Source organism: Marinobacter adhaerens HP15 (assembly GCF_000166295.1).
Classification (GTDB): domain Bacteria; phylum Pseudomonadota; class Gammaproteobacteria; order Pseudomonadales; family Oleiphilaceae; genus Marinobacter; species Marinobacter adhaerens.
The window spans coordinates 2,062,997-2,083,976 of the sequence record NC_017506.1 but is presented as its reverse complement, the minus strand read 5'-3'; the positions used below and the strand labels follow the sequence as shown (position 1 = coordinate 2,083,976).

General features: G+C 56.0%; 22 protein-coding genes and 1 tRNA gene. 18 read left to right on the top strand and 5 right to left on the bottom strand.

Annotated elements, in window-relative coordinates:
• Positions 1-2: 2 nt before the first annotated feature.
• The 18 genes from HP15_RS09785 to HP15_RS09700 all read left to right on the top strand — a co-directional run bounded on the left by HP15_RS09785 (position 3) and on the right by HP15_RS09700 (position 16,750).
• Entirely contained in the window at positions 3-1,595 is a 1,593-nt protein-coding gene (locus HP15_RS09785; RefSeq protein WP_041645264.1) for a phage portal protein, read from the top strand.
• A 352-nt stretch (positions 1,596-1,947) separates the two neighbouring features.
• Positions 1,948-3,273 carry a S49 family peptidase gene (locus HP15_RS09780; RefSeq protein WP_014577318.1) on the top strand — a complete coding sequence of 442 codons (1,326 nt, stop codon included), beginning with the start codon at positions 1,948-1,950 and terminating at the stop codon, positions 3,271-3,273.
• 63 nt (positions 3,274-3,336) lie between these two features.
• Positions 3,337-3,705 (top strand): head decoration protein, encoded by a 369-nt coding sequence (locus tag HP15_RS09775; protein WP_014577317.1) that lies wholly within the window; start codon positions 3,337-3,339, stop codon positions 3,703-3,705.
• A gap of 61 nt (positions 3,706-3,766) precedes the next feature.
• Positions 3,767-4,786 carry a major capsid protein gene (locus HP15_RS09770; protein WP_014577316.1) on the top strand — a complete coding sequence of 340 codons (1,020 nt, stop codon included), beginning with the start codon at positions 3,767-3,769 and terminating at the stop codon, positions 4,784-4,786.
• Positions 4,787-4,878: 92 nt separating this feature from the next.
• Positions 4,879-5,142, top strand: coding sequence for a hypothetical protein (locus tag HP15_RS09765; protein ID WP_041645262.1), 264 nt, complete (start codon positions 4,879-4,881; stop codon positions 5,140-5,142).
• Positions 5,142-5,456 carry a head-tail joining protein gene (locus HP15_RS09760; RefSeq protein WP_014577314.1) on the top strand — a complete coding sequence of 105 codons (315 nt, stop codon included), beginning with the start codon at positions 5,142-5,144 and terminating at the stop codon, positions 5,454-5,456. The genes HP15_RS09765 and HP15_RS09760 overlap by 1 nt, the downstream gene beginning before the upstream one ends.
• On the top strand, positions 5,446-6,063 hold the full coding sequence (locus HP15_RS09755) for a phage tail protein (protein WP_014577313.1): 618 nt from the start codon (positions 5,446-5,448) through the stop codon (positions 6,061-6,063). The genes HP15_RS09760 and HP15_RS09755 overlap by 11 nt, the downstream gene beginning before the upstream one ends.
• A complete protein-coding gene (locus HP15_RS09750; protein WP_014577312.1) occupies positions 6,063-6,473 on the top strand; it encodes a hypothetical protein in 411 nt (136 codons plus the stop codon). The genes HP15_RS09755 and HP15_RS09750 overlap by 1 nt, the downstream gene beginning before the upstream one ends.
• Positions 6,474-6,530: 57 nt before the next feature.
• On the top strand, positions 6,531-7,502 hold the full coding sequence (locus HP15_RS09745; protein WP_014577311.1) for a hypothetical protein: 972 nt from the start codon (positions 6,531-6,533) through the stop codon (positions 7,500-7,502).
• Entirely contained in the window at positions 7,499-8,005 is a 507-nt protein-coding gene (locus tag HP15_RS09740; RefSeq protein WP_014577310.1) for a hypothetical protein, read from the top strand. Before HP15_RS09745 ends, HP15_RS09740 begins: the two co-directional genes overlap by 4 nt.
• A 164-nt stretch (positions 8,006-8,169) precedes the next feature.
• Entirely contained in the window at positions 8,170-8,586 is a 417-nt protein-coding gene (locus tag HP15_RS09735) for a DUF4124 domain-containing protein (protein ID WP_014577309.1), read from the top strand.
• Between the two features lie 59 nt (positions 8,587-8,645).
• Entirely contained in the window at positions 8,646-11,393 is a 2,748-nt protein-coding gene (locus HP15_RS09730) for a phage tail tape measure protein (protein ID WP_041645261.1), read from the top strand.
• A complete protein-coding gene (locus HP15_RS09725) occupies positions 11,390-11,743 on the top strand; it encodes a hypothetical protein (RefSeq protein ID WP_014577307.1) in 354 nt (117 codons plus the stop codon). Before HP15_RS09730 ends, HP15_RS09725 begins: the two co-directional genes overlap by 4 nt.
• Positions 11,740-12,147 (top strand): hypothetical protein, encoded by a 408-nt coding sequence (locus HP15_RS09720; protein ID WP_041645260.1) that lies wholly within the window; start codon positions 11,740-11,742, stop codon positions 12,145-12,147. Before HP15_RS09725 ends, HP15_RS09720 begins: the two co-directional genes overlap by 4 nt.
• On the top strand, positions 12,147-12,407 hold the full coding sequence (locus HP15_RS09715) for a hypothetical protein (protein ID WP_041645258.1): 261 nt from the start codon (positions 12,147-12,149) through the stop codon (positions 12,405-12,407). The genes HP15_RS09720 and HP15_RS09715 overlap by 1 nt, the downstream gene beginning before the upstream one ends.
• A 74-nt stretch (positions 12,408-12,481) precedes the next feature.
• Positions 12,482-13,354 (top strand): hypothetical protein, encoded by an 873-nt coding sequence (locus tag HP15_RS09710; RefSeq protein ID WP_014577304.1) that lies wholly within the window; start codon positions 12,482-12,484, stop codon positions 13,352-13,354.
• Complete coding sequence (locus tag HP15_RS09705; RefSeq protein ID WP_014577303.1) at positions 13,354-15,936, top strand: hypothetical protein; 2,583 nt, start codon at positions 13,354-13,356, stop codon at positions 15,934-15,936. The genes HP15_RS09710 and HP15_RS09705 overlap by 1 nt, the downstream gene beginning before the upstream one ends.
• A gap of 631 nt (positions 15,937-16,567) precedes the next feature.
• Positions 16,568-16,750 carry a hypothetical protein gene (locus HP15_RS09700; RefSeq protein ID WP_014577302.1) on the top strand — a complete coding sequence of 61 codons (183 nt, stop codon included), beginning with the start codon at positions 16,568-16,570 and terminating at the stop codon, positions 16,748-16,750.
• Between the two features lie 222 nt (positions 16,751-16,972).
• Here HP15_RS09700 and HP15_RS09695 read toward each other — a convergent pair whose 3' ends face one another.
• From HP15_RS09695 to HP15_RS09675, 5 genes are all read right to left on the bottom strand, one after another.
• Positions 16,973-17,227 carry a hypothetical protein gene (locus tag HP15_RS09695; protein ID WP_169702156.1) on the bottom strand — a complete coding sequence of 85 codons (255 nt, stop codon included), beginning with the start codon at positions 17,225-17,227 and terminating at the stop codon, positions 16,973-16,975.
• A gap of 164 nt (positions 17,228-17,391) precedes the next feature.
• Positions 17,392-17,468, bottom strand: a tRNA-Val gene (locus HP15_RS09690).
• Between the two features lie 55 nt (positions 17,469-17,523).
• Positions 17,524-18,474, bottom strand: a complete 951-nt coding sequence (locus HP15_RS09685; protein ID WP_014577300.1) for a DMT family transporter — start codon at positions 18,472-18,474, stop codon at positions 17,524-17,526.
• Between the two features lie 146 nt (positions 18,475-18,620).
• Positions 18,621-19,709 (bottom strand): hypothetical protein, encoded by a 1,089-nt coding sequence (locus HP15_RS09680; RefSeq protein WP_014577299.1) that lies wholly within the window; start codon positions 19,707-19,709, stop codon positions 18,621-18,623.
• Positions 19,710-19,811: 102 nt separating this feature from the next.
• Positions 19,812-20,882 (bottom strand): hypothetical protein, encoded by a 1,071-nt coding sequence (locus HP15_RS09675; protein ID WP_014577298.1) that lies wholly within the window; start codon positions 20,880-20,882, stop codon positions 19,812-19,814.
• Positions 20,883-20,980: the final 98 nt, after the last annotated feature.

Below are 20,980 nucleotides of genomic sequence, written 5' to 3'. Positions count from 1 at the left end.
AGATGCCAGATATCAGCTTTCTAGACAGCTCGGGCCGGCCGATCCAGAAGGCTGAGAGCTACACCGGCACTGGTACCGGCTTTGGTGGCCAGCTCCAACGCTGGAACCCGCGCGCCAAAACGGCGGACGCGGCCCTTCTGCCAGACCTGAAGCGTGGCAATGCCCGTGCGGAAGACCTGGTGCGCAACCATGCACTGGCTAAAAACGGTGTGCAGCTGCACGTCGACAACATCGTTGGCCACATGTTCCGGCTCAGCTACAAGCCCAAATGGCGGGCGTTAGGCATGAGCGAAGAGGATGCCCGGGCCTTTGCGAAAGAGGTGGAGGACGCCTTCACCGAGTATGCGGAAGACCCGATCAATTGCTACGTGGATGCGGAGCGCAAGCGCACCCTCACCATGATGTGCCGGGAAATCACGGCCAACCACACCAGCGCCGGCGAGGGCATGGCCTCCGCTGAGTGGATCACGGGCCGGCCCGGTGCACTGTTCAACACGGCCATCAAGCTGGTGAACCACCACCGGGTGTGCAACCCGAACCATGCGCCGGACAGCAACAGCCTGCGGGCTGGGGTGAAGGTCGACCGTTTTGGCGCGGCCGTGGGCTACTGGGTGCGTAACCATGACATCACCGGTTACGGCTTGTCTGATGGCATGGGCAACGCCTGGACCTTTGTGCCCAGGGAAACCCGCTGGGGCCGGCAGCAGTTCCTGCACGTGTTCGAGCCCCGTGGCGATGGCCAGACCCGGGGGGAGAATCAGTTTCTCAGCGTTATGGAGCAGTTGCCCCAGCTGAGCAAGCTGCAGCAGACCAAGCTACAGAACGCCATTGTGAACGCCATGTACGCGGCGGTGATTGAGAGTGAGCTGGGCAGTGAAGCCGCGATGGAAATCATCGGTGGTGACCTGAGCACCGACAAGCTCACTCAATACATGAGCACCCTGGCCGACTACCACGAGGGCGCGGATATCCGCCTCAACGGCGTAAAAATCCCGCACTTGATGCCGGGTGAGAACCTCAATCTGCTGACCAGCGGCAATGCTGACAACGGCTTCAGCGAGTTGGAATCTTCCATCACCCGCTGGATTGCCGCTGGCACCAACACCTCGAAGGAGTCGCTGACAAAGGATTACCGGGAACTGAGCTACAGCACCGCGCGGGCCAGCATGATGGAAAGCTGGCGTTATTTCATGGGCCGCCGGAAGATCATCCCCAGCCGTTTCGCGTCCATGGTGTTCGCGCTGTGGCTGGAGGAAGCGATCGACAGCGGGCGCATCCGCCTGCCGAGATCCGCCACCCGTGGCTTCTACGAAGCGAAGGCTTCCTGGTGCAACTGCGAATGGATCGGCTCCGGCCGCATCGCCATCGATGGGCTGAAGGAAGTGAAGGAATCCATCCTGCTGATCGAATCCGGCCTTTCCACCTATGAGAAAGAGCTGGCGAAGATGGGCGAGGATTACCAGGAAGTGTTTGCCCAGCAAGTCCGGGAGATGGAGGAGCGGAAAAAAGCCGGCCTGCCACCACCCAGCTGGGTGAAAGCGCTGGCCCTTGCTCCTGACCAGGAGGAGCCGGAGGCAGTGGGCGGCGTTTCATGATTAAGGTGATACGATGATTCTACACATCCGGAAATCAGCGAGTGTTGGAATGACTTCAGCATTGAAGAGTGTATATCCAGGCGTCGCCAGTCGGACGGGATTTGGTGGGCCAGGTCCTTACGACATGAATATGCCACTCACGGCGGAAGAAGCATGGTTTCAACGACATCTTCAAAACCCGAGCCGAGGACGACTACCGCCCAACGTTGCCCGTAAAGCGATGGCGAGAATGAAGCGCCGTGAATGGGTATGCGGAGACGATGGTGTATACCGGTTTCTAAGTCCTGCCTAACAATAGACGTCTGATCCTAAACCCCGCCCCGGCGGGGTTTTTTAATGCCCGGAGAAAACTATGCGAAACCAGAACATTGCAGCCCGTGTGCTGAATCAGCCGCTGTTGCTGGAGCCTGGCTATGCCCGGGTATTTCTTGGCGCCTTGGCGCCCCGGCTTGGGGTTGCCAGCCTGCAGGATGAGTTTGGCCTGATCGAATCGCAGGAGAAGCTGCGGATGCGGGCGGATTCGTTCGGCTCTGATCGGCCCCGTAACCGCCCTTATGAAGTGCTTAACGGCATTGCCCTGATTCCTGTTGCCGGCACCCTGGTTCACAAGTTCGGGCACCTGCAGCCGTATTCTGGGATGACTGGTTACGACGGCATCATTGCCCGGGTGGAGGAAGCCCTGGCGGATCCGACCGTGAACGGCATCCTGCTGGATATGGATACTCCCGGCGGTGAGGTTGCTGGTTGCTTTGATACCGCTCGCCGGCTGAACGAGCTGCGTGGCCAAAAGCCGATCGCCTCCATCTCCTACGACATGGCCTGCAGCGCCGGCATGGCCCTGCACAGCGCTACCGATTACCGATACACCACCACCAGCGCCCGGACCGGTTCCGTGGGCGTGGTGATGATGCACGCCAGCTTTGAAGAGCAGCTGAAGGCCAACGGCATTGATGTGACGTTGATCCACTCCGGCGCCTTCAAAGTGGATGGCAACCCTTACGAGAACCTGCCGGAGCAGGTGCTTGCCAGATTCCAGGCCGAATCCGACCGCCTCCGCAATGAGTTTGCGGACATGGTGGCGACACACATCGGCCTCTCTGCATCGGATGTGCTTGCCACTGAGGCGGCCATCTATACCGGGCAGGACGCAATCGAAGCAGGATTTGCGGACGAGCTCATCAATGGCCACGACATGCTGGCCGCCTTCTCTGACTACATCCAAACCACCACGACAATCGGAGTTAGCACTATGACGGTTGAATCAAAGACCAAGCCGGCGGCCACAGCACCGGCATCCGCCCCGGAAGCCAGCACTGAGCAACCGGATACCGTAGACACCACCAAGCTGGCCGCTGATGCAGCCGCCACTGAGCAGGCCCGCATTGCCGGCATCCTGCAGTGTGACGAAGCCGAAGGCCGCACCAAGCTGGCCCAGCACCTGGCGTTCAAAACCACGATGTCTGTGGAGGATGCCAAGGAGATGTTGGCCGCTGCAGATAAGCACGTCACCGTAGCGGCTGGCCCTCAAGGCCTGTTGGATGCAGCCATGGGCAATACCAAGCAGCCGGAAATCGCGGCGGATGCCGCAGCCGGCGAAGAGGGCGGAGAGCTCAAGGGCGGTGCCAAGCTGGCCGCTGCTCATGCCAAGGCCACCGGCTGCAGCAAGAAAGTCCACTAACCCGGAACGGCTCGCCACTGGCGGGCGGTTTGAGAACCTGTTTTTAACCGAGAGGAAACAACCATGTCTGATATCTACGCAGGCTCTTCATACGTGCCTTACCAGCCGGCGCCGTTCATCTTGGGCGGCCTGGTGGCATTCGACAGCGGCACACTGTCCAGTGGCCAGAACCTGGAGCGCGGTACCGTGATTGGCCGCGTTTCTGCCAGTGGCGAACTGGTGGAATCCCAGCAGGACGCAACCAATGGTTCACAGGTGCCTGTAGGTGTTCTGAACCACGATGCGGACGCTTCTGGTGGTGCCATGAATGTGGTCTTTGCCAAGGGTGGCGACCTGGACAAAACCCAGGTGAAGTTCCACACCAGCTGGAGCGCCACGGAGCAGCTGGCCGCGTTCGACGGCACGCCCATTTCACTTGTAACCCCGGAGTGATCGCCCGGTAGCCCTGCGTTACCAGCATCACCTGATTAACCAGATCTGAGGAGATCACCCCATGACCTACAGCACCACTGAGTTGCTGGACGGTACCCGCCGTCTGGATCCGTTCATGCCGTTCCTGCTGAACCTCTTTTGCCCGGGGTTCGTGACTTTTGGCACCAAAGAAATTGCCTTTGATGCCTGGGATGAAGATTTCAAACTGGCTCCGTTTGTGAGTCCCTATGTTCCTGGCCAGGTGAGCCAGCAGCCTGGTGGAGAACTTCGGAAGTTCATTCCGCCCTATCTGAAACCGAAGGATGTTGTGAGCCCTGATCGTGTTTTGGAGCGCCGTCCTGGTGAAGGGTTCAGCGGACCGCTGACGCCAGAGGAAAGGGCAGACGCGATCCGAATGGACCTGTTGGCCACTCACCGTAAGAAGATCCGCCGCCGTGAAGAGTGGATACTGTCCCAGGTGCTGCTTACAGGGCAGGTGGTTGTTTCGGGCCCCCGGTATCCGGAAAAGCTGCTGGACTTTCGGCGCGATCCTAACCTAACCATCGATATCTCAGGTGGCGCGGGTGCCTGGAATCAGACCACGGCCAAGCCAGTTGAGGATTTTCAGGACTGGTTTGAACTGTTGGAATCTCCGGCAACGCACGTGTTCTTTGGCCCGGGAACCCTCCGTGCGGCGTTTAGAGATGAAGAGTTCAAAGACCTGGCTGAGACTCGCCGCGGCTCCGAGTCCCGCTTTGAAATGGCACCTGCCGAACTGGATGCATCGTACGCTGGCCGCTTCCGTGAAAATGGTGCGGAACTCTGGGAGTACAAAGGCTGGTACAAGGATGCGCAAGGTAACAAGCAGTACTTCATTCCATATGGTCACATCGTAATTGCCGGTGTCGCTGGTGCCAGTGGGGTGCGCACCTATGGCGCGATCCTGGATGCCAACGCGCAGTACCAGGAAGCGGAAATGTGGCCAAAGAACTGGCCGGACAATGATCCTGGCGTTGAGTACATCATGACTCAGTCCGGCCCGCTGCCGGTTCTTCGTCGGATCGACGCCACCCTGTGTGCGAAGGTGCTGCCGACTCCGTAACCGGAACACAGAAACCCTGAATTAAGCCGGCCTGTTTCGATGAGATGGGCCGGCTTTTTCATATCTGAATCGAATCCTGAAAGGTGAATGACATGGCTGCGAAGAAAACCAAAGTGGTGTTTATCAAGCGGGTGGAAGACCGGGATAAATCCACCGGCGAAAAAACCATTATCAAAGCGGGTACCAAAACTGAAATGACCGCTGCTGAGCTAAAGAAGTATGAAAGCTGCGTTCGCGTGATCAAGGACGATGGCGAAGTAGGTGAGCGTCCTGTGCTGGCATCTGGCGCTGCACCAGATGCCAGCGGTGACGCATCGGACGATGACGAAGCCGGCGACGAGCAAAGCGGCAGCTGATGGCCAGCAAGTTCGATTCAGTGGCGGGCCGGCTTGAGTCCGCCATTGATGAACAGTTCGCCGTGGATGCGGTGTACACCGATGGCCAGGGCGCCAGCTTTCAGATCCGCTGCATTTTGGATAGGGCTGTTGAGCAGCGCCAGGTGTATGAGACGAATATGCCTTCGTTCCGGAATCAGATTGAGATCCGGAAGAGCTATGTTGATCGGCCCCGGCGCGGAGATAAGGTAACCATCGACGGAATCGATTGGATACTGGACGGGCTGATCACGGATGACGGGCAGGTGACGAGGCACTACGCAAATGCAAGTTGAGGTTGATCGCTCCAGCCTGCAGGAAGTGCGGGCCCTGCTGGCTAAGTTCTCAGATGGTGCAAGCCGAGCTCACGCCAGATCCCTGAACAAAACGGTGACGAAAAGCCGCACCGAATCCAGCAAGGAAATCCGGAAACAGGTTCGTCTGAATGCCGCTTATGTGAAGAGCCTGATGACGATCACCAAGGCCTCACAGAAAAAGCTTCAGGCAAAGATCTCGACACCCTCCCGAGGCCTTCTGCTTTCTCGCTTCTCAACGGACACCAGTATTTCCGGTGACAAAACCAGCTGGCTCAAGCCTCCTGCGATTCCGAAGCGTGGAATCCGAGTCAAGGTGAAGCCAGCGGGCGGCGCCAAGGTGTTTGACGGTGACAGTGAGATTGAAGGCAAGCCGTTCTACATCGTTCTGCCTGGCACTAGTGGCCGTGTTGCGATCGCTGGTCGGCGTTCAAAGATCGGTTCTGAGGGCGGAAGGATCAAAGTCTTCTACGGACCCTCGCTTTCACAGGTGTTCACCGACGTGAAAGAAGACATTGCTGAGCCGCTGGCGCTGTATCAGATGCAGCAATTCGAGAAAGAAATCGACGCGATTCTGAGGGGCTTCTGATGCCAGACAGTATTCGAGAACAGGTTGTGCAGGCATTTGCTGACCGCTTAAACGCCAAACGGGGTGAACAACTGGACAGCGAACAGGAGCTCCCTGCACGCGTTATCTGGGACCCCTCCGAAACGGCCGAAAAGCTCAAGTACCGGAAGTATGAAATGACCCTGACGCTCAACGTTGGGGAGATGGCCAAACGAGACCTCACGATCAATTCTAGTGTCCAGGGCAACCAGATGCTTGCGGCTCTGCTGGATAACGCCCTGGCCAGCGATCAGACCCTTGGCGGGCTCTGCAAGCACATCAGTTACACGGATTCGGTTCTGGACTCCCCTGATGGAGGCCAGAACGAAATGATCATTCTGGTGACCTTCCAGGTCGTCTACGAAACCAGCAACACCAGCCCTTACGAGTAACACCTCCAGACAGACAAACCCCGCGCCCGGTGGCGCTTGAAAACCAGGAGAAACCCTATGTCTACAGACAACGCGCTGCTCGAATTTGAAGGCGGGCAGAACGCCTTTCCCATGACCGCACTGTCGGATTCCGGCGATGCACAAACCTTTGAATCTGGCGAAGAGCTTTGGTCCCAGGCTGCGGGCTTTGCGCCCGTGGTTCGGGCTGATGGAGTGGTGACCGGTGGTGCTTGCTCCCCAGCCACTGGAAATGATGCGGTAGCGATCGCCGCCTTCACCGCTTTTGTGTCGGGCGTGGAACTGGCAGTGGCGGCTCAGTCCAACATTGCAGTAACTCGTGCGTCCACTGAAACCCACATGATCAACAGCATCGTGTGTGATGGTGCTGGGGATGTGACAGCGGTTGCCGGTACTGAAGGCACCGCGTTTTCGGAAGTTCGTGGTGATGCCGGTGGCCCGCCTCTCATTGCTGTCGGCTCCATTGAACTGGCTCAGGTCCGCATGACCAGCGCTTCTGCTGCCGCTGTAACCGAAGGCGAGATCTTCCAGCTGGTGAACGTGCACATGGAAAGCGCTGTGTTCCCGATCGCCACCATTGACTACGTGAATGGTGAGGTGAGTTTCAGCTCTGCACTGAAGAAGATCCACACCGGCAGTGTTCCAAAGGGTGTTTATGCCAGCTTTGCCACTCCGGAGTTCATTGAAGCGTTCGATGCGTATGACTTCGTGCCTTCTGAAGTGGGCTATTCCTCATCCAGTAAACAGACCTATACCCGGGTGAAGAACTCCCGCTCCCAGAGCCTGAACAACGCGACGTTCAGTGTGGATCTCACGGATGGTATCAGCGATACCATCGCGGCTGTTCAGGGCCAGAACCTGTACTTCCGGTTCTACCCAGACAAGAACCGGCCCCAGCACTTCATTGAACAGGGCGTTCTGTCCATTGCCCGGACCTTCCCAGCCGGTGGCGATATCGTTGCTGCCTGTACCATCAACGTGGATGAGAAGGGCAAAGAGGTATCGCTGTGAGTAATTTCGACCTTGCCGCTTTCCGCAAGGCGAAGTTCCAGGAGCGGGCACAGGATGTCCCGCTCTCTGGTCTCACCGCTGCTGGCTTTGCTGGCTATGAGGGTGAGGGGGATGATGCCAAGCCGGTCCCGGTGGTGTTTCGTGTTCGGGGTTTGACTGCTGAAGAGCTGGCGAGAGCTGATCAGGAAGCCGATAAAAGTAAGCTGCTGGTAAAAGCGTTGGAGAAACTTGCGGGAAGTGAAGCCGAAAAGATTCAGGGCATGCTTGAAGCCTTGGGAATCAGTGAGGATTCTCCTCCGGCTCTCGCCAAGAAACTAGCTCACGTTGAAATGGCGGTAATTGCTCCAAAACTCAAACGCAGCGATGTCGTGCGGATTGCAGAGGCATTTCCTACGGACTTCCTGGAGTTGTCCAATCAGATCTACGACCTGACTGGCCAGGGCAAGGTTGCCCAGGTAAAGCGAAAGCCCTCTGGAAAGACCCAGACATCCAGGCAAGCTTAGCCCTGGCGGATCGTAAGGGCCGGTTTCTGTTTGAGATCCGGCCCGATGTGTTTCCAGAGGGCTACCTAACGGAAACGGAAGTGGCCTTGTGGGCACTATGGTTCGAAGCGCAGAGCAAAAAGTAATGTGCTAAGGTTTTACAAACTGTTACACGGAGGTAATACATGCGCTTCTTACTACTGTTTCTGGCCACCCTTTCATTCTCTGCCTTTGCCCAGGTTTATAAGTGGACTGATGAGAACGGCAACGTTCACTTTGGGAACCAGCCTCCACCTGGTCAGCAGGAAGAAGTTCAGATACGGGAGAGCAAGACCGGCTCCATGGTTACGGATCGCCAGCGAGAAATGCTGGATCGCATAGACCAGGAACGCGCCGAGCGCAGAGCCGACAGCGATATTGCTTCAACTTCTCAGAAACCCCGCACAGAATCCAGTTCATGCCGGAAGGCAAAGATTATCCTTCAAAGGTATGAGAATGAGCTCGATCAGCTTCTCCGGCGCGGTTACAAACAAAGCGAGCGGAGAGATGCGGAAGACCGCGTGACTCGCTGGGAAAGCGAAGTCGCTTATTACTGCAGCTAGAGCAAACTCTGAACCAATGAACCCTGCCTCGGCAGGGTTTTTTTATGCCCGGAGAAAACATGGCAGACCTCAAGAAAACGGTAGAGCTGATCTTCGGTGGGGTTGATAACACTGGCGGTGCCATCAACTCAGTTGGCCGTGGGCTGGATGGCCTGGTGGACAAAACAGGGAATGTGACCGGCGTTCTGGCCGATATCACAGACAGCATCGTGAAGCTGGATCTTGCTCTGGCTGCTGCTGGTGTGGGTATCACGGCCTTCGCGGTGAAGCTGTCGGATGACTTCGATACCGCGTTCGGTGAGATCGCCACCCTGATCGGGCAGCCGGCGGATAATCTCCGGGATTTTCAGGCTCAGATTCTGGAGTATTCGGAGCGCTCCACCGCATCCCTTGACCAGATCACCAGCGCTACCTATGGAGCAATCTCGGCGGGCGTTGATTACAAGGATTCCCTGGAGCTGATCGCGGCTGCTGAACAGCTGGCGATCGCTGGCAAGGCGGACCTTGGCGACACAACAACAGCCTTGGTCAGCGTGATGAACGCCTTCGGTGCTTCAGCTGATGAAGCCGGGGACTACGCAGATTCGTTCTTCACCGCTGTTCAGCTGGGCCAAACCACCATTCCGGAACTGTCAGCTGCCATTGGTCGGCTGGCTCCCATTGCTGCAGCGGCGGGCCTGTCGTTCGATGAGATGGCGGGTGCGATCGCAACCATTACGGCGGAGACCGGTACCGGAACAGCGGAAGCGATCACCGGTATCCGGGCGGCTATCAATGCCATTCTGAAGCCCTCGAAAGAAGCCAGCGACCTGGCCAAAGAGCTTGGCCTCGAGTTCAACGCAGCTGCCCTTGAAAGCAAGGGCTTTGCTGGTGTTCTTGAGGATGTGGAGAAGGCCACGGGCGGAAACACTGAGGTCATTGCCAAGCTGTTCGGTTCTGTCGAGGCGTTGGCACCGGTGCTGGCCCTTACGGGCAACGCCTCTGAAAAGTTTGCGCAGAACCTGGAAGCCTTCAAAAACAATGCCGGAGCTTCTGAAACAGCAGCAAAGGAACTATCCGACACCCTGGCAAACCTTGGCCAGACCCTTCGCAACAACGTTGAATCCGCTCTGATTGGCCTGGGTGGCCGCCTCACCGACGAAACCCGCTCTGCGGTTAAAAGTGTTACCAGCATCTTCAATTCCCTGGGTAATGAGATCAAGTTGGGTGATGGTGCCTTTGCGCCCATTCTGGACGGTCTGGAAGGGCTTGCTCAGGACATTGACCAGAAGCTCCAGGTTATTGCTGCAAACTTCCCCGAAGCGCTCTCCGGGCTGGACTTCTCAGACCTGCTCGAATCCTTTGGTGATCTGGGCGGTGAACTCGATGATTTGTTCGTAGGCCTGTTTGGCAACGTGGATCTGTCCACGGTGGAAGGGCTGCAGTCTGCTATGCAGCGGGTGGTGGATGCGTTCACGGCATTGGTGCAGGTATCCAGCGGGATTGCCGAAGGGCTTGAGCCTCTGTTCCAGGCCATTGGCAAAGGGATTGAGGAATTCGAACAGCTTGATGGCACCACCAAGAAAACGGTTGGTGAGATTCTGGGTGTCGGGAAAGCGATCGATACGGTTCTGCCAGCCATCGGTGGCCTCGCCGGAGGGCTGAGTAGCGTTGGCACTGGCCTGACTGCCTTGGCTGGCGCTCAGGGTTTCAAAGCGATTATCGGCAACCTGAACAGCATTAAGGGTATCGCTTCAACTACAGCTGGAAAGGGTGGCCTGCTTGGGCTGGCTCTGACTGGCGGCTATGCCTTCGGAACATTCATCAATGATTACATTGAGGAAGAGTTCGGTTCCATTGGCTCCAAGCTTTATCAGTACTTCAATGCGGATGAGATCAAATCTCTAGCCGACAGTTTCGCGCCTGCCACCGGTGAGATCAAGAAGCTGCAGGACGAAACCGAAGAACTTCGGAAGATCAGTCAGCGCTACGACGAGATGAACAAAACCCTTGGCCAGACCATGGGTTACACCACTGAAATCACGGAAGATCAACGCCAGGAGTTCAACCGTTACGCCCAGCAGTTGGTCGACAACGCCAACAAAACTGAGGAGTTCAGCGGTTCACAGCGCGGCATTACTGATGCCGTCGAAGAGCTGAACCGTCAGGTGTCAGCAAGCGGTGGTGCACTGGGAGAAGTGTCCAAAACCACTGCAGTGCTCGCGGAGAACAACAAAGCTCTTCAGCTCGGATATGACGAAGCCACCGGCAAGATCAACTCCTTCTCCGGCACTATCGTCAAATCCGGCAATGCCATGGAGGACACGGCTAAGAAAACCGAAAAAGCGGTTGAGAAGTCCGAAGAGTTCTTCATCGAGATGGAGAAGATTGCCAGCAATGAGCGGATCAAGAATGTCGAGGCGAAGATCTCCCTGGACATTTCTGAGGTTCAGGCGAACGCAGATCAGGTTGAGGCCATAGCCAACACGATCAGCGACACCTTCGAAAGCACAGGCAAGACAATTACTGATCTCTTCAGTGGTTTCGATGATGCGAGTCGACTCACTCAGATCAGCATCAATGAACAGCTCCGCAAAGAAAACGAATACCGCGAACAATCCCTCAATGACCAAAGCAAGCTGACTGAAGCGCAAATTGAATACATCCGCCAGAAAACCCGTCAGCTCCAGAATGGTGACGCATTGATCAAGGTTTCCGGTGATGGTCTTCAGCCGCACCTTGAGGCGCTTATGTTTGCGTTGCTCGAGGGAATCCAGGTGCGCATGAATGCGCAGGGCGAAGAGCTGCTACTGAGGCTTAACGGATGATGCTGTTTATTACTGCTCCAGAGTTCGATCTGAATGGCCTGGTGACCGTGAACAATGTGGATCCTCGTGGGCTCGCTGACTTCTCGCGGAGGGTTTCGCGCACGGCAACGCTGGATGGTGAAGCCGAGATCAATGATTTCGGTTACTCGGATGCTGACCGGGTGCTCAGCATTGAATGGACACCTTCAAGTAAAGACCAGGTGGACAACGTTATCCGCATGGTTAAGGCCTATGGCCGTTTGATTGTTGCGTTTGAGGAGGGGTGCTTTATTGGCGCCCCGGAAAACTATTCCGAAACCACTGAATCCATCCGGCTGGTGGTTCTTGTTGAGAGGCGAATCGATCAATGAAACTAACTACTGCAATCCGCTCAGAAATTGCGCAACTCATCATCTCTAAGATCGCCAACGGGTCAATAAGCTCGCCGATTATAGAGGTATACGACGGTGCGGAACCGGCTTCGATGGGGCAGACCATCACCGACACTTTATTGGCAGAGCTAGCATTGACCAACACTGCAGCGAACGAAACGGACGGCGAAATCACCTTTGAGCCTATCAGCAATGACAATTCGGCGAATGCCGGAGGCGATCAAAAATGGGCGAGGATTCTGGACCGGGATGGTGCAGAAGTGCTTTACCTTACTGCAGGAGGTCCGGGTGACGGCGCTGAACTCACTCTAAACACCAGCACTATCACAGAGAATGGGCCGGTTGCGATCACTTCGGGGACGATTACGATCGGGGGTGCGTGATGACAACGCGCAACGTTAGCATGGAACTGACGTTTCCGCAGGATGCCACGGGAGTGAAAATCGATGCGCTTGTGGTGGTGTCTGGCCTCCAGCAGGAGGTGAACAAGGTATACGACGTTCTTTTCAGCTCTACATCGATAAACTTCACATTCGATGATTACGACGGGGTTGAGGTTTACTTCGTGTTCTATCTCTATGGTGGCGGCTACCAGCCCCAGGTCCATGGCCCTTACGATGTTACCAATTTTGGAGCGGCATAGGCGTGAGCTACACACCTCCCAGCGTTTCCAATATTGATCTATCGGGCGCTCAGGCAGGATATTCTCCGCCTGCGATGAACAATATCGATCTCTCCGGGGCTGGTGGAACCACCGAATCATCGATTGTTGCAGAGCTGACTTTTTCGGCGGAGTTCATTGGTAACGCGAGCACGAACGGCACGATTCAGGCGGAGCTTGGTTTTGTTCCTGTTTTTGAGGGTGGCCACCACGTCGGCAGTTTGGCTGCTGCGCTCGGCTTTTCTGCTGCGCTTCAAGGAATTCAGGGAGTTCAAGGAACAATTGGCGCCAGCCTTGATTTCAGTGCCTCACTTCAGGGTGAGGCCGCATCCACCTTTGGTGCCATCCAAGCGGAACTCGGACTTACCGCACAGTTCCAGGGGTTCCAGGATTGGACTGAAGGTCTGGATCCACGGCAGCTGAGGGAGTTCTACACGCTCACCATCACAGGTAACCCGGATCTCGTGTTCCGGATTTCGAGCTGGCAAGCGACAGCGCGTAGTGGCGAGAACAGCAACTATCTTCAGGCTGTCATACCTGGCGCCTCTGGACGGCTGGAAGAGATTCAGGAGCGTTCCGGCGGTGAGTTGATCGTGTCCAAAGGGTATCGATTCTCAGATGGTTCGGAGCGCTCTGAAGAGATCATGCGCTCCGATTTTTCTTCTTTCCGATATGACGAGGGCCCCCGTCAGCTGACCGCTACGGTTTCCGGGTATGGGCCCGGTTTCGTTTCCTCCCAGAATACCAGGCCGCTGAAGGGTCTGAGATCTCTGAACTTCTCCGATGGCAAGTTTCGAGCGCGCTGCTCCATTGACCTTTTTCTCCGGCCTGGTATGACGGTTCAGGCCCGCAACGCGGAATTCACTGTGGATTTCATCAATTACTACGTGAGCCGGGCTGACAAGTTCTGTGAAGTGGGGCAGAGCTGATGTCGCGCGGTGAGATTGTTGCGAGTGAAGGTGCGGGGCTTTATCGGGTTCGGCTGAAGTATGCGGTGGAGCGTGTGAAGGCAGAGCTGGAGCGCGTCAACAAACGCATTGCCGAGTTGGCCGTGTTGATTCCAGAAAAGAAACTGGAGGTGCTGCAAACGGAAGGGAAGGCCGATGACTTGCGCCGTGATATTGATCTGCTGATCGATGACTATCGCCAGGCGCCTGACCAGTTCGCTGGGCAGATTGGCGATCTTCAGGTGGAGCTGGCCAAACAGACGGCGGCGATCGGCCGGCTGCGGTACCAGCGGGACGTTCTGATTGCTGAAAACCTCTCGCTTCTAAAGCGTCGCAATCTCCTGGAAGCGGTACCGGAATCAAAGACCCTGGACGCCTGGTGCGCGGACTTTACTGAAGAGCTGAGTGGAGACGTGGGCCTTGCCGATCTCAATGACGAGGGAGGTCGCGGTGTCATCATCCAGCCAGGCTTTAGCGGTGAAGCCGGTTATGACGCTTCGCGTGATGGATCGCTTTTCCCTGACATCGCCCAGTCAGCTCCTCAGTTGTACTTTAATCTGGCCATCCTCCCTGGTGTTCAGAAATGGCGGCCCGGTTACCGGCTTGGCACGATCAGCGATTTGACCGGTGATGCGTGCACAGTGACGCTGGATGACGCCTTTTCTTCTGCCCAGCAGCTGAACATCAATCAGCAGGCTGTTTATCAGTCGGTGCCAATTCAGTACATGGATTGCAACGGGGCTGCCTTTGAAGACGGCGATCGCGTGTTGGTGCGTTTTACCGAGTCGGGCCCTTTGGTGATTGGGTTTGAGAAAGAGCCTGTTCCCTGTTCGGATATCAGCTTTGTGTTCTGGGTTTCCCGGTACCAGGTGGTGATGCCAGACAAAGTATCGTTCGCGATCGTGCATGGCCAACCGTATGAAACGGAACTGGGGGAGATTAATCCGCCCATCGGCGCCGAAGATGGTTATGACGGTGTGTGGAAGCTGAACTACAAGGCCGGCTCCTACAACATTGAGAAGGGCCTGCCGCAGCGCTACGGGTATCGAAACTGGATTGGTGATAAGGGCGTTGTTCTTTCCTGGGCTGGGCCTCCAACCAGGATGTACGACGTTCACGGGGTGGGCGAGCCTGATACAAAAGACTATCCCAATCAGCCCGGCGATTTCGCGCACTGGCGCAAGGACTGGATGGCTGGCCCCGAAGTGTTCATGCGCGGGGAAGTGCTCTGGGTATTCAGTGACAACGTGCACGGCGCTGCCGTTTACACTGAGGGTGACCAGCGATATCTGGTTGCTGTGGTTAACGCAGAAAAATATCTTGCGGAATCTGGCTCTGTTGTTCGTGTTGCCCTTGATGAGCAGTTGAGGCCCATCCCTGAGGCTCAGGAAGAAGAGCTATTCACGTTCTACAATTCCACCCAGTTGGCCTCCACCACTGACTGGTATTTCAGCCGCGATGGCAAAGAGGCGGTTTGCACTGCTCGGAACAGGGGCAACCTCCTGCCAGAACAGATCTACCGGATGCGGCTGAATCTCTCAACCGGCGTCAGCTATCTAAAGATGTGGGATAAAAACGACACAATTGGTACGACAACTCTCGACTACACCAACATCCTTTCGGATGACATTGTTCCAGAGGTTATCGAGCGGAGGGTGGTCACCAATCGAAGCATTTCAGAGAATAAGCGCCCAATCTATTACGAATACATTGGTGAAGAAGTTGTTGAGGTAAGCCAGAAGATACCGGCTTATTCGCTGTATCGGGATAATCACCTGGTCGGCAGGCTCAACACCAACTTCCCACGACTCAGTGAAGGTGTCTCATCGTTCTCCGAGACTGTGACCAGCGGGGGCCCCACCCAGATCGTCACGAGCGAAGGAAAGGTTCTTGCTGAAGCGCCGTTCACCTGGAGCGCCAGTTCCGATTCAACAACGCAGCTGCAGTTTTCCGACGATGGACAGGCAACGCCTAGCGGCACGCTTTCCGAGTCGATCAACGAGGCGTTCTCATCCACCGACAATGAACTGAAGATTGTCTCCATTGATGCCAGGTTCAACTTCTGCGCCATTTGGTGCCACTATTTCACATCGGAGTACACCACCAGCGCGGACGATCCCTATGACACGCAGGATGGATTCAACGAGTGGGTGGTTAGCTTTTCCGGATCCAATAGCGATTCGGAAGAAGTGAACATTTTCATGGATGGCGTGAAACAGAAAACTCTGCAGGTGCAGGGCGATTCGTTCTCGGGGAACAACACCTATACCCAGACTGCCTCATTGTCCATCCCGCAGGGTTTCGGCGTTGATAGCTTTACCAGCACCAACAGCCTGGGTGATACCGTGAACACGGAGTATGGAGCCAGGGGGCTGCTATGGGGCGCCGGAGTGAAAGCTAACGGGCAAAAGGCGCTCTCCCTCGTTTACTATGAGCCAGAACTGGCCAACGACCGATCTCCAGTTTGGTATAGCCAAATGGATGGCTATCCGGATGTGATTTCAAATCTCCTCGAGCAAGATTTTGCAGAAGGTTTCGTTCTCGATCGCCTTTCCATTCAGTAGTCTCGCTGCCCACACGCTAAGGCTCCTCGCACGTCGACCTTTCTTGAAAATTCTTTCTTAGTAACCCCTTTTTCGGGGATTGTGGAAACTCTCTTAACGGGTAATCTGGGATTTCAAGTGACTTGGGTATGGCCGCTTGGAAGAATCCGGATCTGTGTTTTAATGGATTTGCTACTGACAGTTCCTGGAAGCGCACTATTAATATGCGAGTATCTGGATTCCCGGGGTTGCAGTTTGAAAATCTGTGATTGAATAGTAGTTGATCCGTTAGCTGGGACCGGTGGCTTATTCAATAACACCAAAGAGTGTCGCATTTTGTAGCAGATTAGTTACCGATTTTGGAAAATCTAACTAGAATCCAGAGCGAGGAGTAGAAATTAGAGGGGTAAAGATTACTTTCCTAATTTCACTGCGACCGTAATTTAGGCCCGACAAAAGAAAGGAGGTGATGAGACGAACAGAATAGCGAATACAGAAACTAAAAAGCAGGCCTCGGGAGGCCTGCCTGGAGCTAGCGGTTTGAGTTTGCCGACTTCGTTACCGCACTTTCTAGGATACACCATGCAAGGTGTATTTCCAGTACTCCCGTGTGCCTGTTTGTGTGCAACTGATCCAAAATAAGGAGAGAAGTATGGATCTTAAAGCCGCAAAGGCACTACTCGAAACGCTCATTTTTGCAATTGAGCAGGCAGTACACCTGAACGATAAGAATGCCCTAATTCTTATTAATGAGTTTTTCAGGGTGATCTTCGCACAGGAAAAGGAGCTTGTGCTTCAGGTGTTGCACCAGATCCTTGGTGCTTTCGAGGAGTGAAAAAGGGGAGGGGCTTCCGGCCCCTCCCTTAATAGTCTCAGGCAGCACTCTCGCTGTAGTCACACCACTGGGCAGGTGTCGCGTTCGCCTGGCATCCCTGCCGGCTTTGGTCCGAGACGGCCTGTTCCTTCAGACCGGTGGCCAGTCTACCTGGTTCGCGAGCAAGTAATGTCGGCCATGTGCGCCATCTGGCGTGCGATATCTCGCACCTTTCAGTGAGCCTCAGTAACGGGGCTTCATATCCCGCAACCCCTGGAACTTGGCAATCAGCTTGTCCCAGGCCAGCCGCATCTTCTCTTCCCGAAACTCTTCGATCTGGGCCAGCTGCTCCGCGCCCAAGTTCTGATTGGCTTCTCTCAATCCTTTGTTCCAGCGCACGCGGATATCGCATCCGCCGGCATAGATTCGGATCTCTGCCTGGGCATCTGGAGCTATCGATCGCTCCAGTTCCTGGAGCATTTCTGTGGTGATTCTCAACGGTGTTCACTCCGCCTGATTGAGGTGCTGGAGGATACGTGAAAAGCAGGGGAGAGCGACCACTGTATAAGCGATTCGTTTCGGGAAAATATTGGGAAAATATCGGGAAAGAAAAAAAGCCAGTTCTTACGGGGCGTGTAAGTAACTGACTTTCTTTGCAGAATTGGTAGGACCACCCAGATTCGAACTGGGGACCTCTACCATGTCAAGGTAGCGCTCTAACCAACTGAGCTATGGTCCTGTGTCCTGCAACGGGGACGAAATATACTGATTCAGCCGATGCTGGTCAACCACTTTTATGCGGTTTTCCGCTTGCGGAGTTTTTCCTTGATGGCTTTGCTCAGCACGGCCCAGCGGTTGACGATCAGGGCGGCAAAGATGAGGCCACAGCCGGCCAGTTGAATGCCGGTCATAGACTCGCCAAACCATCCTGCCGCGAACAGAGCAACCCACACCGGCTCAAGTACCAGAATCACCACGCCATGGCTGTTCGCAGACAGGCTCTGGGCGAACGTCTGAAGCAGGAAACGACCGGCCGTGCCAATCACGGCACTGGCCACCACCCACCAGGCCAGCATTGGCGAGAGATTATTCAGGGTAGGCCGCCAGGGCTCCATAATCATGGATTCAACCAGGGTAAGCAGGCCGACCGTCAGCAGCGCAATGGCTGTGAGGGGCAGGGCGGGTACGCGGTGTTTTTCCACCGTTCTGCCGAGCCGGTTTATCACGGTTCTCTGATTGGCCGCCCGGGTATTGAGATTGAAATACAGGGCGAAAATTGTCGCTGCCATGACAAAGAAGATCTGGCCTGCTTCAGGGCGAAATCCGTTTTCAAGGGAGAGCAGCGCGAGCCCGGCAACGGCAATCGGAATCGCCAGCCATGTGCTCGGCGGTTGGGCTTCCTTGAATACCAGGCGTGCGATAATCGGCACTATTACGACACCCAGGCTGGTCAAAAAGGCGCCTTCACCCAGACTGGTTATATGAACCAGTCCCATCACCCAGCAGGTCATGGCCGTGCCAAACACCAGCCCGACACCCACACTTCGGCGGAGCTGATCGACGCTCAGTTTCATCAGCGAGCGACGGGCGAAAAAGGCGAGCACGGTCCCGGCGATCAAAAACCTGGCCGCCATGAACATGAGAGGCGGCATCAGCAGTACTGCTTCCTTGGAAAACATCCAGCTGATGGCTGCAAACAGGGTGACAACAACCAGTAGAAGATCGGATTTGTGAGTGTCAGACATCGGATATCGCTTGGCGGCAGTGCTTGAATCGAACGGCGAAAGCGAACCAATGTATAGTTTGCGAACTAAAAAGGAAAGATGGGTAAAACTACCGAGGTGAGAAGCGGCTCTTCCCTGAGCCCTTTACAGTATTGGTCCGTGTCAGGTCAGTTATTCAGGGTTGTGTAAACCAGATTCGACATATCGGTCTGATCTGAGCCGGGCACTTCAATGTACCGGTCACCGGAACCCCACCATTGCCACCAGGCGCGCTTGTTGTAGGTGCGGCTGGCGAAATCCACCTGCAAACCGCCGAGAGTGGTGTTGTTGACCACCGGAACGGAGATGTTGCCCGTCTCGGAGCCGAGCACGCCGCTGTGGGTGACTCCCTCGTTCATCAGTACCGGATAGTGGTTGAAGTAAAGAGCGGCCGGGCCATCCTGGCTCGTTACCTTGCCCGCCAGGCTGATGCTGGAAGAGCAGGAATCGATCCCGGCGGCGGAGGTGGCACCACAGGCCGAATGGGTGGGTACCACGCCATCGTCCGTGCCGGCGATGAATGGCTTGGTGATACCGCCATAGGATGACCCACCAGCCACGAAACGCAGCCTTGGGATTCCATTCGGGCTCACCGCGAGGTTACGCGCTGCGTTGGTTTGCAGGTCGTTTACCACGCCCAGCTTGCCGGGTTCCGGCTCAATGCCGGTGAAGGCTTCTACTGCTGCCCGGAGGGGCCAGTTGTACCAGCTGTCGTTGTAGGCAAGGCTGAGTGCCAGGTTGGCCAGTTCAGTGCCACCGCCGGCGCCGGAGTAATCCAGGGTTGCCAGGATTTTCAACGGCTGAAGGCCCTCGGATTGAAGCCAGCGTGCCTGGTTTTCCAGCAGATACCGGGTAACGAGATCCCCGGTAGAGTGAGAAACAACGATGCAAAAGTCATTGCACAGACCTTGCTGACTGATCTGACGCATCTGTTCATAGGCTTGCTGGGCAATACCACCCTCAACGCGCCCGTCACTGCCCCAGTCGATACGGGCCTCGGCCCGGGAGAGCCAGAAAGTACGCCAATAGTCCTCGCCGGCGTTCTTCACCTCCTGCAGATTGGCAGGAGGGTTGGCCAGGTCTTGCTGCTGGAATCCGTGAACCAGGATCACGTTGTGCCCGGCCAGTTGGGCCTGGGCGGTGCCGGCAAACAAGCTGCCGGTGATAGCGACCGCCAGGGCGGCCTTACAGGCATTTCCGATCTTTGTTGTTTTCATAGTTGCTCCGTCTTTGCTGCTTTATTGTTGTCACAAGACGTTTATCCGCCACTTGTAGCGGTACAGCCCGGCGTTAGCCGGTGCAGAGCCTGCGCCCTGCCATCAGAACTTGTCGGCAAGCTGCCGTAGCAGAGCCGCGCGTTGTTCTGATTCGGGATTCACCGCCGGTGTATCGGTAAGACTGCCGAGATCCGGTGGTGTGAAAGCGTAGCCCTCGTCGGGGCCGAAAGCGTAATTAGTCCGGTCACCTGGCCGGGCGGGAAGCTGCCGAATCTGCAGGTTTTCAGCTGTAGCTGGCCGTCCATCGTCTGATTGGCCAACTACCGTGCCGTGTGCCTTGAGATTGATCGTGTTCGACGTGCTGTCCAGCCTTTTCTCCATCTGCAGTTGAGCAACCGGGCGTTGGCCAACAAACAGCTGGGCCGAAAGTGCGTAGTAGCCGGGGTCTTCCGGCGAGAAACGAACGGGAATTATCAGATTGTTACCCTGGATACGGGCATCGCCAAGCCCCTCGAATTCGCCCAGGTAAGGTTCAATGGCCAGTGTTGAGACATGGCGGACTGGTTTGCCATCAAGCCGGGTCTCAACGATCAGCCGATATTCACCCGGTGATTCGTCGGCGGACAGAACGCCCTCGAAGTAACCCGGGGAACCCGCCTCTTCCAAGGTGGTGCCAGCGATGGCATCCCGGCTTTCCGGCCTCTCCAGCGTTGCAGACAGCGAGCGACCGACCACCTGAGAGCCCCGGATAGCCGCTGCAACAAGAATTTGTTCCCCTGCAGTAAACCGGTATTTCTCCAGCGTTACGGTGAACTGCCCGTCACCTTCGAGGGGCAGACTGACCGGCTCGTAGTGATTGCCACGGTAGGCGTTCGCCTGTTCCGGGGAGAGAGGTATGGACCAGGGAGGGTATCGGGTAGTTTCAGCGTATTGATCGGCAACGCTGGCCAGCATGAACCCGAGGGCGTTATCCGAGGGTGGTTCCGGCTCAGCCGAGGGATCGGTAGAAGACTGCCTTGCCAGGCCTGCGCTTTGGACAGGCGCCGTCTCGGCCGAGTCGACCACCTTCGAAAACCAGCTGAAATCTGTGTGGTTGTCAGCGGAGAGCAGATACCCCGCGCCAACCACGCCAGCCGTTACCAGTGTCAGAAGAAGAGCGACCTTGCCCGGCATGCGGCAGTTCCCTTGATTATTGTTGTAACTCTAAAGATAACGGGATTTCCGCCGCACCCCAAAATCCGGACTCTATGTGTAACAGAATGTGTCCGCGT

Excerpts from the sequence above, each read along its gene's own strand:
- HP15_RS09785 (WP_041645264.1), top strand. The coding sequence starts at position 3 with ATGCCAGATATCAGCTTTCTAGACAGCTCGGGCCGGCCGATCCAGAAG.
- HP15_RS09780 (WP_014577318.1), top strand. The coding sequence starts at position 1,948 with ATGCGAAACCAGAACATTGCAGCCCGTGTGCTGAATCAGCCGCTGTTG.
- HP15_RS09775 (WP_014577317.1), top strand. The coding sequence starts at position 3,337 with ATGTCTGATATCTACGCAGGCTCTTCATACGTGCCTTACCAGCCGGCG.
- HP15_RS09770 (WP_014577316.1), top strand. The coding sequence starts at position 3,767 with ATGACCTACAGCACCACTGAGTTGCTGGACGGTACCCGCCGTCTGGAT.
- HP15_RS09765 (WP_041645262.1), top strand. The coding sequence starts at position 4,879 with ATGGCTGCGAAGAAAACCAAAGTGGTGTTTATCAAGCGGGTGGAAGAC.
- HP15_RS09760 (WP_014577314.1), top strand. The coding sequence starts at position 5,142 with ATGGCCAGCAAGTTCGATTCAGTGGCGGGCCGGCTTGAGTCCGCCATT.
- HP15_RS09755 (WP_014577313.1), top strand. The coding sequence starts at position 5,446 with ATGCAAGTTGAGGTTGATCGCTCCAGCCTGCAGGAAGTGCGGGCCCTG.
- HP15_RS09750 (WP_014577312.1), top strand. The coding sequence starts at position 6,063 with ATGCCAGACAGTATTCGAGAACAGGTTGTGCAGGCATTTGCTGACCGC.
- HP15_RS09745 (WP_014577311.1), top strand. The coding sequence starts at position 6,531 with ATGTCTACAGACAACGCGCTGCTCGAATTTGAAGGCGGGCAGAACGCC.
- HP15_RS09735 (WP_014577309.1), top strand. The coding sequence starts at position 8,170 with ATGCGCTTCTTACTACTGTTTCTGGCCACCCTTTCATTCTCTGCCTTT.
- HP15_RS09730 (WP_041645261.1), top strand. The coding sequence starts at position 8,646 with ATGGCAGACCTCAAGAAAACGGTAGAGCTGATCTTCGGTGGGGTTGAT.
- HP15_RS09725 (WP_014577307.1), top strand. The coding sequence starts at position 11,390 with ATGATGCTGTTTATTACTGCTCCAGAGTTCGATCTGAATGGCCTGGTG.
- HP15_RS09720 (WP_041645260.1), top strand. The coding sequence starts at position 11,740 with ATGAAACTAACTACTGCAATCCGCTCAGAAATTGCGCAACTCATCATC.
- HP15_RS09715 (WP_041645258.1), top strand. The coding sequence starts at position 12,147 with ATGACAACGCGCAACGTTAGCATGGAACTGACGTTTCCGCAGGATGCC.
- HP15_RS09710 (WP_014577304.1), top strand. The coding sequence starts at position 12,482 with ATGAACAATATCGATCTCTCCGGGGCTGGTGGAACCACCGAATCATCG.
- HP15_RS09705 (WP_014577303.1), top strand. The coding sequence starts at position 13,354 with ATGTCGCGCGGTGAGATTGTTGCGAGTGAAGGTGCGGGGCTTTATCGG.
- HP15_RS09700 (WP_014577302.1), top strand. The coding sequence starts at position 16,568 with ATGGATCTTAAAGCCGCAAAGGCACTACTCGAAACGCTCATTTTTGCA.
- HP15_RS09685 (WP_014577300.1), bottom strand. The coding sequence starts at position 18,474 with ATGTCTGACACTCACAAATCCGATCTTCTACTGGTTGTTGTCACCCTG.
- HP15_RS09680 (WP_014577299.1), bottom strand. The coding sequence starts at position 19,709 with ATGAAAACAACAAAGATCGGAAATGCCTGTAAGGCCGCCCTGGCGGTC.
- HP15_RS09675 (WP_014577298.1), bottom strand. The coding sequence starts at position 20,882 with ATGCCGGGCAAGGTCGCTCTTCTTCTGACACTGGTAACGGCTGGCGTG.